10 protein-coding genes are annotated in these 13,614 nt (G+C 64.5%); 7 read left to right on the top strand and 3 right to left on the bottom strand.

Annotation, left to right across the window (positions count from 1 at the left end):
- The first annotated feature begins 44 nt into the window (after positions 1 to 44).
- Positions 45 to 1,499: an NAD-dependent succinate-semialdehyde dehydrogenase gene (locus tag A0W34_RS21410; protein ID WP_007727613.1), complete on the top strand. Its 1,455-nt coding sequence runs from the start codon at positions 45 to 47 to the stop codon at positions 1,497 to 1,499.
- Positions 1,500 to 1,573: 74 nt separating this feature from the next.
- Here the strand turns inward: A0W34_RS21410 and A0W34_RS21405 are convergent, their stop codons facing one another.
- On the bottom strand, positions 1,574 to 1,900 hold the full coding sequence (locus A0W34_RS21405) for a chorismate mutase (RefSeq protein WP_003946362.1): 327 nt from the start codon (positions 1,898 to 1,900) through the stop codon (positions 1,574 to 1,576).
- Between the two features lie 316 nt (positions 1,901 to 2,216).
- On the opposite strand from A0W34_RS21405, the gene pcrA reads away from it, so the two are divergent.
- Complete coding sequence (pcrA, locus tag A0W34_RS21400; RefSeq protein ID WP_003946394.1) at positions 2,217 to 4,709, top strand: DNA helicase PcrA; 2,493 nt, start codon at positions 2,217 to 2,219, stop codon at positions 4,707 to 4,709.
- 78 nt (positions 4,710 to 4,787) lie between these two features.
- On the opposite strand, the gene A0W34_RS21395 is transcribed toward pcrA, so the two are convergent.
- A complete protein-coding gene (locus A0W34_RS21395; protein ID WP_054828357.1) occupies positions 4,788 to 5,810 on the bottom strand; it encodes a M23 family metallopeptidase in 1,023 nt (340 codons plus the stop codon).
- Between the two features lie 232 nt (positions 5,811 to 6,042).
- Here A0W34_RS21395 and A0W34_RS21390 point away from each other — a divergent pair, with 232 nt between their 5' ends.
- From A0W34_RS21390 to sucD, 3 genes are all read left to right on the top strand, one after another.
- Complete coding sequence (locus A0W34_RS21390) at positions 6,043 to 7,884, top strand: hypothetical protein (protein WP_232329899.1); 1,842 nt, start codon at positions 6,043 to 6,045, stop codon at positions 7,882 to 7,884.
- Between the two features lie 179 nt (positions 7,885 to 8,063).
- Complete coding sequence (sucC, locus tag A0W34_RS21385) at positions 8,064 to 9,233, top strand: ADP-forming succinate--CoA ligase subunit beta (protein ID WP_003946426.1); 1,170 nt, start codon at positions 8,064 to 8,066, stop codon at positions 9,231 to 9,233.
- Between the two features lie 15 nt (positions 9,234 to 9,248).
- On the top strand, positions 9,249 to 10,151 hold the full coding sequence (gene sucD, locus A0W34_RS21380) for a succinate--CoA ligase subunit alpha (protein ID WP_003946432.1): 903 nt from the start codon (positions 9,249 to 9,251) through the stop codon (positions 10,149 to 10,151).
- Between the two features lie 42 nt (positions 10,152 to 10,193).
- Here sucD and A0W34_RS21375 read toward each other — a convergent pair whose 3' ends face one another.
- Positions 10,194 to 10,829 (bottom strand): IMPACT family protein, encoded by a 636-nt coding sequence (locus A0W34_RS21375; protein ID WP_003946418.1) that lies wholly within the window; start codon positions 10,827 to 10,829, stop codon positions 10,194 to 10,196.
- Positions 10,830 to 10,915: 86 nt separating this feature from the next.
- Between A0W34_RS21375 and A0W34_RS21370 the strand changes: the two genes are divergently transcribed.
- Entirely contained in the window at positions 10,916 to 11,959 is a 1,044-nt protein-coding gene (locus A0W34_RS21370; RefSeq protein WP_081558240.1) for a DUF5336 domain-containing protein, read from the top strand.
- 121 nt (positions 11,960 to 12,080) lie between these two features.
- Positions 12,081 to 13,613, top strand: coding sequence for a cell division protein PerM (locus tag A0W34_RS21365; protein ID WP_081558851.1), 1,533 nt, complete (start codon positions 12,081 to 12,083; stop codon positions 13,611 to 13,613).
- Position 13,614: the final 1 nt, after the last annotated feature.

Below are 13,614 nucleotides of genomic sequence, written 5' to 3'. Positions count from 1 at the left end.
CTCGCGGGCAGACGGACGCGGCTCCGACGAGCATCATGGAACCCATGGACACATTCGAATTCATTCGATCAGTTCCCACCCAGTTGTTCGTCGGCGGTCGGTTCGTGCCCGCGGAGAACAACGCGACCTTCCCGGTGGCGGATCCGGCGACCGGGAAATCGTTGACCGATGTCGCCGATGCGAGCCCCGCGGACGCGCTGCGCGCTCTCGACGAAGCCGTCGCCGTCTCGTCGAAGTGGGCGAGCACACCTGCGCGCGAGCGTGGTGAAATCCTGCGAGCCGTCTTCGAGAAGATCACCGAGCGAGCCGAGGACGTGGCGCTGCTGATGACCCTCGAAATGGGCAAGGCACTCGCCGAAAGTCGCGCCGAGGTGAAGTACGGGGCGGAGTTCTTCCGGTGGTTCAGCGAGGAGGCCGTTCGCATCGGCGGGCGCTACACGCCGGCGCCGGCGGGCAACGGCCGGATCCTTGTCACCAAGGCGCCGGTCGGACCGTGTCTGGCCATCACTCCCTGGAATTTCCCGTTGGCGATGGGTACCCGCAAGATCGGCCCGGCGTTGGCCGCCGGCTGCACGATCATCGTCAAGCCCGCCTCGGAGACCCCGTTGACGATGTTGTTGCTTGCTCAGCTCATGGCCGAAGCCGGGTTGCCCGACGGAGTCCTCTCGGTGTTGCCGACATCGAAATCCGGTGAAGTGACCGGCCCTCTCATCGACGACCCTCGACTGCGCAAGCTCACCTTCACCGGGTCCACCGGCGTCGGCAAGATGCTGGTGGAGAAGTCCGCGAAGCGATTGCTCCGCACGTCGATGGAATTGGGTGGCAACGCACCCTTCGTGGTGTTCGACGACGCGGACGTCGACAAGGCAGTCGAGGGCGCGGTACTGGCGAAGCTTCGCAACGGAGGCGAAGCATGCACCGCCGCCAACCGGTTCCACGTCGCCAACGCCGTGCGTGAAGAGTTCACGACCAAGCTGACCGAGAAGATGGCGACTTTCACGATGGGACCCGGTACCGACCCGGAGACGAAGCTCGGCCCGCTGATCAACCAGAACCAACTCGACACGGTCGCGGAGTTGGTTGCAGATGCGGTGGATGCCGGGGCGAAGGTGCGACTGGGCGGCGAAGCGCCGGGTGGTGAAGGGTACTTCTATCCAGCCACGGTGTTGGCAGACGTTCCGGCCAGCGCGCGGATTCTGAAAGAAGAGGTGTTCGGACCCGTCGCCGCGATCACCGGCTTCGACACCGAAGCCGAGGGAATCGCAGCCGCCAACGACACCGAGTTCGGACTGGCCGCGTACATCTTCACGAGGGATCTCGACCGTGCGCTTCGGGTTTCCGACGCACTGGAATCAGGAATGATCGGCGTCAACCGCGGAGTGATCTCGGACGCGGCAGCGCCGTTCGGTGGCGTGAAGGAATCCGGATTCGGCCGCGAGGGCGGGACCGAGGGGATCGAGGAATACCTGAACACGAAGTACATCGCGCTCGAGAGCTGATACACACGCGAACGGCCACATCGGGACTGCCAGAGGCATCCGATGTGGCCGTTCGCAAGTGAACAGGTCGTGCGCTAGTGGCCCAGGCGTCCGCGGCCCAGGCGCAGGAGCAGCATCGCGAGAGTGTGGCCTTCCTGGCCCAGCTCGTTGAATCGTTCGAGGACCTTCATCTCGCGGCTGTGCACCAGACGCGGACCACCCGATGCCATCCGGGTACGGCCGATGATCTGGGAGACCTCGGAGCGGCGTTTGATGGCCGCGAGGATCTCGGCGTCGAGACGGTCGATTTCTTTCCGTAGTTCGTCGATCTCCGCCTCACTCTGGGGGATCTCGACGTCTGTCGGAGCAGTTTTTACAGTATCGACAGTATTTCCATGGGGGGCTGCAGCCTGGGTGCTCATTGCTATTCGTCTCCTCTTCCTACTGCGTGGATCGTGGTCTCGGCTCGGGTCGTTACCGATCCAGGCACACTGACGAAAATGCCCCGGATCCGATTCGGACCAGGGGCGGGTGAGCTGTTCAGATCACGTGCACCGAGGTCCGGGGCACGTAAAGTAACGCCACAGCGGGCCGACGGGGTCGGCCGTGTTGTCGCGAACGGAAATGCTGAACATAGCGTCCAGTTTGCCATGCTCGACACAGGTAATCCAAGTGCCTCTACCAGCAGGTGGACGCACTGACGACCGTGTCGGTGGACGCCGGTAGCGTGGACAGGCGATGAACACGTACCCAGCACTCGGTGAGCACGACGGACATTCCCAGCACGACGGGGGCGGCGCGCGGGGACACGACGCGGGTTCGGACGCCCTCCTCGAGGGTCTCAACCCGCAACAGCGCGAGGCCGTGGTCCATGCCGGTTCGCCGTTGCTGATAGTCGCGGGCGCCGGCTCGGGCAAGACTGCAGTGCTGACGCGTCGCATCGCCTATCTGTTGGCCGAACGGGGTGTCACCCCCGGTCAGATCCTGGCCATCACGTTCACCAACAAGGCTGCGGCCGAGATGCGCGAGCGTGTGGCAGCTCTTGTCGGACCGCGTGCCAACGCCATGTGGGTATCGACGTTCCACTCCAGTTGCGTGCGGATCCTGCGAGCACAGGCGGCGCTCCTGCCCGGTTTGAACTCGAATTTCTCGATCTACGATTCCGACGATTCGCGTCGACTGCTGACGATGATCTCGAAGGACCTCGAGCTCGACACCAAACGATTCTCCGCGCGGCTTCTCGCCACTCACATCTCCAACCTGAAGAACGAACTCGTCGGACCGGAAGAGGCGGTTGTCGCAGCCGATCAGGATCCGGCCGAACTGCCGCGGCTGATCGCCAAGGTCTACGGCCACTACCAACAGCGGCTGCGTGCTGCGAACGCACTCGACTTCGACGATCTCATCGGTGAGACCGTCGCGCTTCTTCAGGCGTTTCCACAGATCGCCGAGTACTACCGCCGCCGCTTCCGTCACGTGCTCGTCGACGAGTACCAGGACACCAACCACGCGCAGTACATGCTTGTGCGTGAACTGGTCGGTGGAGCCGGAGAGTCCGACCACGCCGTTGCCCCGGCCGAATTGTGCGTCGTCGGTGACGCCGATCAGTCGATCTACGCGTTCCGCGGAGCCACTATCCGCAACATCGAAGAGTTCGAACGCGATTACCCGGATGCTCGGACCATCCTTCTCGAACAGAACTACCGTTCGACGCAGAACATTCTGTCTGCGGCCAACTCCGTGATTTCCAAGAACACCGGCCGACGAGAAAAGCGTCTGTGGACCGATTCGGGTGAAGGCGAACTGATCGTCGGCTACGTTGCAGACAACGAGCACGACGAAGCATCGTTTGTCGCCTCGGAGATCGATCGGCTGGTGGACCAGGGCGAGACCAAGTTCGCCGACATCGCGGTGTTCTACCGGACCAACAACTCCTCGCGCGCGCTCGAGGAGATCTTCATTCGACTCGGAGTGCCGTACAAGGTGGTCGGCGGCGTTCGCTTCTACGAGCGCAAGGAAGTTCGGGACATCGTCGCGTATCTGCGCGTCCTCGCCAACGAGGACGACACCGTGAGCCTACGACGCATTCTCAACACGCCCCGACGCGGTATCGGTGATCGAGCCGAAGCCTGCGTCGCCGTGCACTCCGAGCATCGCAACATCAGCTTCGCCGCCGCTCTCCGTGACGGCGCGGAAGGCAAAGTGGCGCTGCTCAATACGCGGTCACAGAAGGCCATCGCGTCGTTCCTCGAGATGATGGACGGGCTGCGGGCCCTGCTACCGACAGCGGCCGCCGACGAGGACGAACCGTTCGAGCTCGGTGACATCGGTGAGGTTGCCGAGGCGGTGCTCGAGCGCACCGGCTACCGCGCCGAGCTTGCGGCGAGCAGCGATCCGCAGGATGGCGCGCGACTCGACAACTTGAACGAACTCGTCAGCGTGGCAAGGGAATTCAGTTCCGACGCGCGAAACGCGGCCGGGCTGATCGATCCGGACGACGAGGAAACCGCAGCAATGCGTGAAGGTGAACCCGATCCGGGTTCGCTTGCCGCCTTCCTCGAACGGGTATCGCTTGTCGCCGACGCCGATCAACTGCCGGACTCCGATGACGGCGTCGTGACCATGATGACGCTTCACACCGCCAAGGGCCTCGAGTTCCCGGTCGTCTTCGTCACCGGTTGGGAGGACGGGCAGTTCCCGCACATGCGCGCCCTCGGCGATCCGGCGGAGCTGTCCGAAGAGCGTCGACTTGCTTACGTCGGCATCACCCGTGCCAGGCAGCGCCTGTACCTGACGCGCGCGATCATGCGTTCGGCGTGGGGGCAACCGATCCAGAACCCGGCGTCGCGGTTCATCCAGGAGATCCCGGAGGACCTGATCAACTGGCGCCGTGAGGATCCGGGCACCGGTGGCGGATTCGGAAGCGGCAGGCCGGGTTACGGCAGCGGAAGCCGCTACGGCAGCCAGGGCGGCCAGGGATACGGCGGCGGGCAGAACTACGGGGGAGGGTCCGGCAAGGCCGCGTCGACTCCCAGTTTCGGTGCCGCGCGTGGCCGCAACAACGTTCTGGTCCTCGCCACGGGTGACCGCGTCAGTCACGACAAGTACGGTCTGGGCACCGTGTTGGAAACCAAGGGCACTGGCCCCACCGCGACGGTCACCATCGACTTCGGTAGCGCGGGCAAGGTGCGGTTGATGCTCATCGGCGGTGTGCCGATGGTCAAGCTGTAGAAGACAGGCAAAAACTTCCGGCCCGTACCTGGAAAGGTGCGGGCCGGAAGTTTTTCATCAGAAGCGTTGGGCTTGCGATCAGTCCTGCTCGACGCCGAGGCTGATGCCGCGTGAGGCGAGCCAGGGGAGGGGATCGATCTTGTTCTCGCCGGCGAGATGAACCTCGAAGTGAAGGTGCGGGCCGGTGGAGAAGCCGCGGTTGCCGACAGTGGCGATCTGGTCGCCGGCCATGACCTGCTGACCAACCGTGACGGTGGACGTGTCGATGTGGCCGTAGACGGTGATCGTTCCGTCTGCGTGCTGTAGGCGTACCCACATGCCGAACCCGGAAGCCGGACCTGAATCGATGACCTTGCCGTCGGCGACGGCGACGATGGGCGTCCCGATCGGGGCGGCGATGTCGACGCCGGCGTGCAGGGTGCCCCAGCGGGTGCCGAAGTTGGACGTGAACGTGCCCACTGCCGGCAGGACGAACAGCGGGCGACGGGCAGCGGCTTCGCGTGCTGCGCGCTCGTCACTGAAACGCTGGCCCTTGGCAAGCAGGTTGCTGAACTGGGAGAGGTCGGTCGGCGCTGCGACGTTGAGGACCTGCGGAGCGTCGGCCTCGGTGGTGGCTGCCGTGGAGGTGGCCGGAGCGAACTGAGCGGCCTGCGGTTCTGCGGTGGTACCGATCGCGGAGGACTCGTTGGCGAGTGCAACTTCCGAGTGGTCGGCGGCAGAAGAGGAACCGTCGTTGACAACTGCCTGGCCCGCGGCGACAACCGCGCCGGCTGCAACTGCCAGAACGGCGGCGCGGCCCTTGAGAGCGGAGGGAGGGGTGGGGAGTCGGTGAGCACCGCTGCGGCGAACCGGAGATTCGACATCGACTGTCGGTGCGGAGGTGGCGTAAGTGGGGGTGCTGATCACGTCGGACTCGACGAACTCGTGAGAGTCGGAATCTGACGACGTGGAGGATGAATTTCGAGTGAACATATCGGTAGAGATCTCAGAACTTTTGGTCTCGGTGTAACGCCTGGCCGAGTGCGTTGGATAAGTGGTCGTGACCTCGTCTGGAGCTGAGTTCGAGAACCTACTAGCGGTGAACTGGCTGCGGTGATGCATATGCCGGTTCTCTCCTCGAGTTCGTGATCAGCCCGTGACTTAGACCGACTGACGGTAACGAAATGATTGCGATGGGCGCAAGCCGTAGCGGAAACCTGTCCGATTATGTGACGTGCCTCACAGCTTGACCTGGGAATATGTCGATCCGGGCAAAACGGACGAATCATCTCGTTTCGTGATCACGCGTGTCACAACCGGATCACCGGTCCATTCAGGCACTACCGTCGATCGAGTGTCCACAACACCTGGAACTACGTCGCAGGCGCGTTTCGACGACCCCGGAGTGAAGTCAGGGGCGCCACTCGCGGCGGTAATCGGACTGCTCGGTGCCGTCGGAGTGGCAGCCAGTCCCGTCGTCGGAGTCGGGAGTGGCCGCGGGGTCGACACGACGGGGGCTCTTGCTTCCGCCGCTCTCTTCGCTGCCGTCTGCACGATCGTCGTGCCGCTGGTTGCGGTGCTCACCTCGGGGCGCAGGCCCGCCTTCGCAGGCGGACTCCTGGCAGGTATCGGCGCGGTGTCCCTCGGCGCGGCGATCCTCGACGTTCAGTTGTTCGTCGACGCAATCGATGCAAACCGCTTGGACCTTTTCCGTCCGATTTCGGCGGGTTCGATCGATGCGGGTCCGGGCGCTTATCTCGCGCTCGCGGGCCACGGACTTCTTGTGGCGTCTGGTGTCCTCGGCTTCATGGTCGTCCATCGTGAATCGGAGCGGGACGGATACGGCAGCGCTCGCGCCGCGGAATTCGACGGGCGATCGGTTGGCGGGCGGATCGGTGGGTGGCCGACAGCGCTGCTGATTCTGGCCGCGGTGGTGTTCGTGCTCTCCCTGTTCGGTCCTTCCTTCAGTTCGCAGGATCCGATCTTTCTGGTCAAACCGCTCGTCGACTCGGCGGCGGCCACCGCCGTCGGTACGGGATTGGTCGGCGTCGCGGTACTCGTTGCGGTCGCGGCGGCATTGACGTCCATCTCGCTACCGGTGGGCTGCGGCGCCCTGATCGGTGTCGGTCTCGGCGCACTCGCAGTCAGTGGAACCAGGGTGATGGCTGGGTTCGCGGCCGGCGATCGGATCGGCGTCGGTTCGGGATCGGTGGTCGGGGCACTGGCCGCCGTGGTCATCGCCGTGATCGGAGTTTCAGCTCCCTACCTCGCTTCCAGGCGTGAAACAGATGCGATTCCCGCTGAAAGTGTGGTTCGCGCACCCGCGAAGACGACAAAGGGTGCGCTGAAAGCGGCGATGGTGGCTCAGTCCCGGGCGGCGCAAGCGCGGGTGAACAGACTTCACCGCGTTGCCGGTATCGGCGCAGTTGTCACCGCAGCAGTGGCAGCCCTGGGGGTGGCACTTCCGGTCCTGTCGTTGCCGGAGAACATCCCCGAACCGTCCATGCTCTCGTCTCGAGTTGTCCTGCTCGCGGCTGCTGTACTGCTGGTCGCCGGTCTGGGCTTGTTCGCCCCGGGCCGCGCCGCGGTGGTGCGGCCGGCCGTCGGCGTGTTGTGGACCACGGTCGTGATGGGAGTCGCCGCTGTCATGCAGTCGGCTGTCATCGCCACGGACGTACCGGGCGTCGGGTTGGGGGCCGGCGCCTTCGTGCTCTGCGGCGCGGCTTTCCTCGCTGCGGCGACGGGACTGCTCGTCTGGCTGGCGGGAAGCGCCGAGCGTGAGGATGTCGACACGTCGGTAGGTGGCGGTTCGAGAGGGCTGGTGCTTCTCGTCGGTGGGATCGGCGCCGTCGCTGTCCTGATCGGAACCGCGTTTCCCCTCTATCAGGGCGACGCCTATACGGCGGCCTCAGTTCTGGAGTGGCCGTGGGGAATTGACGTCTGGGGTCAACTGCTCGTCGGCGTCACCGTCGTGATCGCCGCTGTGATCGCAGCGTCCGCGCGGCCGTCGCGGGGCGCGGCATTGCTGATCGGATCTGCCGTGGCAGCTCTGGTGTACGTCGGTGAGTGGCCACTCACGTCATCGCGCATATCGGACGCAACCGTGGGGGTGGGTGCGATCACAGCGGCCACGGGCATAGTGTTGCTTCTCGTTGCAGCGTTCTCGAGCGCAAGAATCAGTGAGACTGATGCTTGACAAATTCGGTGTGGCCACCTTGCCGAATCGGTGAGGCGTGCCTCATCGGGCAATTGCGCGTGACTTGGGCCACATAGCATCAATGCGGGCGCAAACCGAACGCGGCAACTGGTTAAAGTCCAGAACAGACCCGCTCCTACCCCTCGAGCGGGTGACAACGCAGACGAGACGGTGAGCAGATGGATCTCTTCGAATACCAGGCGAAGGAACTCTTCGCCAAGCACGGAGTGCCGACTTCGGCTGGACGTGTTACAGACACAGTCGCCGGCGCACGCGAGATTGCCGAAGAAATCGGTAAGCCCGTGATGGTGAAGGCACAGGTCAAGGTAGGCGGCCGCGGCAAGGCCGGTGGCGTCAAGTACTCGCCCGACGTGGATGCCGCAGTGGCAAACGCCGAGGCAATCCTGGGCCTGGACATCAAGGGCCATGTCGTCAAGAAGCTGCTGGTCGCAGAGGCAAGTGACATTGCCGAGGAGTACTACATCTCCTTCCTGCTCGACCGCACCAACCGCACCTACCTGGCCATGTGCTCGGTAGAGGGTGGCGTCGAGATCGAGGTCACCGCCGAGGAGAACCCCGACGCTCTCGCCAAGATCCCCGTCGACGCAGTCAAGGGCGTCGACCTCGCGTTCGCGCGCAGCATCGCCGAGGCAGGAAAGCTGCCCGCAGAGGTGCTCGACGCAGCGGCCGTGACGATCCAGAAGCTGTGGGAGGTCTTCATCGGCGAAGACGCACTCCTCGTCGAGGTCAACCCCCTCGTTCGTACGCCTGACGATCAGATCCTCGCCCTCGACGGCAAGGTCACCCTCGACGAGAACGCAGCGTTCCGTCAGCCCGGCCACGAGGCATTCGAGGATCGCGACGCTACCGATCCCCTCGAGCTCAAGGCCAAGGAAAACGACCTCAACTACGTCAAGCTCGACGGTGAGGTCGGAATCATCGGCAACGGCGCAGGCCTGGTCATGTCCACGCTGGACGTCGTCGCATACGCCGGCGAGAACCACGGTGGCGTCAAGCCCGCCAACTTCCTCGACATCGGCGGCGGAGCTTCCGCTGCAGTCATGGCTGCCGGCCTGGATGTCATCCTCAACGATGCACAGGTCAAGAGCGTGTTCGTCAACGTCTTCGGCGGCATCACCGCGTGTGACGCAGTTGCCAACGGCATCGTCGGCGCACTGAAGACCCTGGGTGACGAGGCCAACAAGCCGCTCGTCGTTCGCCTGGACGGAAACAACGTCGAAGAGGGTCGTCGCATCCTCGCCGAGGCCAACCACCCGCTGGTCACGGTCGTCGCAACCATGGACGAGGCCGCCGACAAGGCCGCCGAACTCGCTCACGCAGCGAAGTAAGGGACTCACAGAACAATGGCAATCTTCCTCACCAAGGATTCAAAGGTCATCGTCCAGGGCATCACCGGCGGCGAGGGCACCAAGCACACCGCTCTGATGCTCAAGGCCGGCACCCAGGTCGTCGGCGGCGTCAACGCTCGCAAGGCCGGCACCACGGTCTCGCACGTTGCAGCTGACGGTTCCCCTGTCGAGCTCCCCGTCTTCGCGACGGTCGAAGAGGCGATCAAGGAGACCGGCGCAGACGTCTCCATCGCATTCGTTCCCCCGGCCTTCTCGAAGGACGCCATCGTCGAGGCCATCGACGCGGAGATCCCGCTCCTCGTGGTCATCACCGAGGGCATCCCGGTTCAGGACTCCGCTTACGCTTGGGCGTACAACGAGTCCAAGGGCAAGAAGACCCGCATCATCGGACCGAACTGCCCCGGCATCATCACCCCGGGTGAGGCCCTCGTCGGCATCACGCCCGCCAACATTGCAGGCACCGGCCCCATCGGCCTGGTCTCCAAGTCGGGCACCCTGACCTACCAGATGATGTACGAACTCCGTGACTTCGGCTTCTCCACCGCCATCGGCATCGGCGGCGACCCGGTCATCGGAACCACCCACATCGACGCCATCGAGGCGTTCGAGAAGGATCCCGAGACCAAGGTCATCGTGATGATCGGTGAAATCGGTGGCGACGCCGAAGAGCGTGCAGCCGATTACATCAAGGCCAACGTCACCAAGCCGGTCGTCGGCTACGTGGCAGGCTTCACCGCTCCCGAAGGCAAGACCATGGGCCACGCCGGCGCCATCGTCTCCGGTTCCTCGGGAACGGCTCAGGCCAAGCAGGAAGCTCTCGAAGCTGCAGGCGTGAAGGTCGGCAAGACGCCGTCCGCCACCGCTGCTCTCGCTCGCGAGATTCTTCAGTCCCTGTAAGGGGCTTCGCCCCCGTGCGTGGTTAGGGAGTCTCCGGACTCCTTAACCACGCACAGTGGTATCGACCCACATCGACCCGGCAGGTTCCAACTGCCCCGCACCGGATGTGATGGATGCGACGATCGAGTCGAGATCGTCGGCGTCACCGGCGGCGAGTGTCATCACCGCCTTCGATCCATACGTAGTTCCGAGCACCGAGACGCCCCGCGCTCTCAGCTCCGCTTCCACCCGACCGGCCTCTGAGTGCCGGATCGCCAAAGTGCGCAGGACCTTTCTCTCCCTGGCCACAAGCTCGGCCGAATCGAGAGCCACCGAGACCGCTCCCGAATACGCGCGGACCAATCCACCGGCGCCGAGCTTGATTCCGCCGAAATAGCGCGTGACGACAACAATCACATCGACCAGATCTCGAGACTTGAGAACCTGAAGCATCGGCACCCCGGCAGTGCCGCCCGGTTCACCGTCGTCGTGTGCACGTTCGACGCGTGAGTTCGCCTCGTATCCGATCACGAAAGCCGAACAATGATGGCGCGCATCGGGATACAGCGATTTCTGCTCCGCGACGAACTCCGTGGCGGCTTCGGCGTCGTCTACTCGGTGAAGCGCGGCGATGAATCGTGAGTGCTTCACCTCGGTTTCGACGACGTGGTCGGCGCCGGGCGCGAGGGTGAAGGGCATCTGCCCATTGTCTCCTGTCGGTGTTAGCGTGCGAAGTCGAGACACATACGCTGGTAACCATCGAAGACCGTCTACGAGGAGAAGTCATGACGTTCACGCCGCAAGGGCCCAGCTTCGGGCCACCGAATCAGCCGGCAGCGGGCGGTGGAACCAAGAATCTCGGATTCATCCTGCTCATCGCCGTCGCGGCACTCGGCCTGATCAATTTCCTGCTCGGTTTTGCGCCCTTCACGTCGATCAGTGGAAGCAGCAGCGGCATCGGTAGCGGCCTGGATACCAGTTCGAGTTTCTTCGAATCGAGCATCTACGGCCTCGGATTCGTTTTCGCCGGCGGTGTGGTCGCAGGCGTCTCGCTGCTCCCGAAGCAGTCGTATGCAGGCATTGCCGCAGCGCTCACCCTCACGGGTTTCTTCGCCTTGGTGTTCGCCGCGTTCTCCGTCGGTACCAGCGACTACGTCGACATCAGCCTCGGTTGGGGCCTGATCATCGTGCTGATCCTCTCGTTCGTGCAGACCGTCGTCGCAGTCGCCGCGTTGTTGTTCGAGATCGGAATCCTGAAGGCGCCCGCGCCCCGACCGGTAGCTCAGCAGTACGGTCAGCAGCAGCCTTACGGCCAGGCGCCGGGGCAGGCGCCAGGTCAGCCACAGGGATACGGACAGGCTCAGTACGGCCAGCCTCAGCAGGCTCAGCAGCCGGGCCAGTACCAGCAGAATCCGCAGTACGGGCAGGCGCAGCAGCAGGGATACGGGGGAGCGCACGCCGCCCCCACAGACCCGACCGCTTCGCAGCCGCCTTACGGCCAGACTGCGTCTCCCTACGGGCAGAACCCGGTGCAAAATCCCGGACAGACCGACTCGTCGGCCGCGACGACGTCGTCTTACTATCCGCTGACCTCTCAGCCCGGTGGCCAGCCGAACCCGAGTTACTCGTCGGATCAGTTCACCGCTCCACGCGGTTACGGCCAGCCGTACAACCAGCAGCAGACTGGCTCGACCGAGCAGCCGACGGGCTTCGAGCCGCCCACTTTCGAAGCGCCGACGCCGTCTGCGGAACCTGACCAGGGCAGCAGCGATTCCGCGGCCGAGACCAAGGTCTTCGGCTCGCAGAACCCCGACGAGCGTCAGCAGTAGTACTTCTTCGTTTCACGAACATGAATGTGGCCTCCGACCCGCTGCGGGTGGAGGCCACATTCCGTGAGCCCGACGGCGCGCCTGAGTGCGCGGCGCACTGTCGAGTGAAACCCTCGAGGGGATGAGTTCTTTGATTGATGGCACCCGGTCCCGTCCCACGTCCTCACGACCCGGACGTGGTCGTACTGGCAGCGGCCGCGTCGGCGGCGGTCGCCCGGGACCGAACCCGGACCTGGCGCGCAAGCTGCTGACCGTCGCCTTCCGACCGTCGGGCCTGACGATGCTGCTGATCGCGGCTGTCGTCGTGGTCGCTTTGGTATCGGCGAGCAGCGACCTGACCGGAACCTTCGGCGCCATTGCCACCACCTGGTTGGTCATCCACCAGGTGCCGGCGACTATCAGCGGCGTCCAACTCGGTGTACTGCCATTGCTTCCGACGGCCGTCATGATGTGGGTGGTCGCACGCCGATGCGCGTCGACTGCGGTGCACACCGACTCCCGTGACGACACACTCCGCCTGGTGGGGGCGGCGGTAGCCGGACCGTTGACTATCACGGCAATCGCTCTCGCCGTTGTCGCCGACGCCTCCGCGGCAATTCCGCTGTCGAGCCCCAACACGTTGGCCGCTTTCGGCTGGGTCGCCGGGATTCACCTGATCGCCGCGTCCGTCGGTGTTGCTGCTGCGCACTGGGATCGCGTCGTCGCCGAGATTCCGCCGTGGGCATCTGCCGCTGTTCGTCCGGCCGCGGCCGCGTCGGCAGCGCTGCTGGCTGCGGGCGCCGTGGCCGTTGTGGTGTCACTACTCGTGTCGTGGTCGACGGTCGGTGACCTACTCGCACGCGGCAACGGGTTTGTCGGCGTACTGGGATTGACGGTGTTGTCGCTGCTCTACCTGCCGAACCTCGTGGTCGGTGCAGCCGCGGTGATGACGGGATCGACGGCCGATTTCGGAAACGTCTCCATCAGCGTGTTCGGCAACATCGGTGGAGATCTGCCACCCTTGCCCCTTCTCGGAGCGGTTCCGGAAGGCGTCGCCGGCGGAATCTGGCCGGTGCTGTTGATCGTTCCGGCTGCGGTGGGTGTGATGCTCGGCCGCGATTGCGCTCGACGCATCGCCGGGCAGGACAGTGTGCTCGCAGTGCTGACGGCAGCTGCCGGTGCCGGCGTCGTCATGGCTCTGCTTGCCCTTGCTGCGGGGGGAGACCTCGGGCAGTTCGGCACCGTCGAGGTCCTGTGGTGGGGCTTCGGTCTTCTGACTTTTGCGTGGCTGGGATTGTTCGGAACCGTCTCGGCGCTGTTCGCGATGTGGTTCTCACACCGCGGACACATGAAGGACGAGGTTGCGCCGCCGACGGCTGAACCGGCTCGAGCATCCGAGCCCGAACTTGCGATCACGGCCGCGGCCACAACGGATGGCGAGGACGACGAAAACGCCGACGAAGTGCTCGCCCAGGAATCTGCGGTGGTAGTGACCAAGGTCGTCGAAGCCGAAATTGTCGAAGAATCAGGCGAACCCGTGCAGGTAGTGACAGAGGAAACCGTCGAGATCGAAGTAGTCGACGCGGAGGTTGTCGCGGCACCCGAGGCGGACCCCACAGCCGGGGCCGAGCCGGAGACCGACCTGCCCTCGAAGCCGCAGGAGTCCAGCGACTAGG

It is taken from the genome of Rhodococcus sp. BH4, from assembly GCF_002079265.1.
In the GTDB taxonomy this organism is placed as follows: Bacteria; Actinomycetota; Actinomycetes; order Mycobacteriales; family Mycobacteriaceae; genus Rhodococcus_F; species Rhodococcus_F qingshengii.
The sequence above is the reverse complement of the archived record's forward strand: the minus strand, read 5'-3'. Positions and strand labels throughout refer to the sequence as shown.

Coding starts and splice junctions, on each gene's coding strand:
- sucD (WP_003946432.1), top strand. CDS start 9,249: ATGGCAATCTTCCTCACCAAGGATTCAAAGGTCATCGTCCAGGGCATC.
- A0W34_RS21370 (WP_081558240.1), top strand. CDS start 10,916: ATGACGTTCACGCCGCAAGGGCCCAGCTTCGGGCCACCGAATCAGCCG.
- A0W34_RS21405 (WP_003946362.1), bottom strand. CDS start 1,900: ATGAGCACCCAGGCTGCAGCCCCCCATGGAAATACTGTCGATACTGTA.
- A0W34_RS21410 (WP_007727613.1), top strand. CDS start 45: ATGGACACATTCGAATTCATTCGATCAGTTCCCACCCAGTTGTTCGTC.
- A0W34_RS21375 (WP_003946418.1), bottom strand. CDS start 10,829: ATGCCCTTCACCCTCGCGCCCGGCGCCGACCACGTCGTCGAAACCGAG.
- sucC (WP_003946426.1), top strand. CDS start 8,064: ATGGATCTCTTCGAATACCAGGCGAAGGAACTCTTCGCCAAGCACGGA.
- A0W34_RS21395 (WP_054828357.1), bottom strand. CDS start 5,810: ATGCATCACCGCAGCCAGTTCACCGCTAGTAGGTTCTCGAACTCAGCT.
- pcrA (WP_003946394.1), top strand. CDS start 2,217: ATGAACACGTACCCAGCACTCGGTGAGCACGACGGACATTCCCAGCAC.
- A0W34_RS21365 (WP_081558851.1), top strand. CDS start 12,081: ATGAGTTCTTTGATTGATGGCACCCGGTCCCGTCCCACGTCCTCACGA.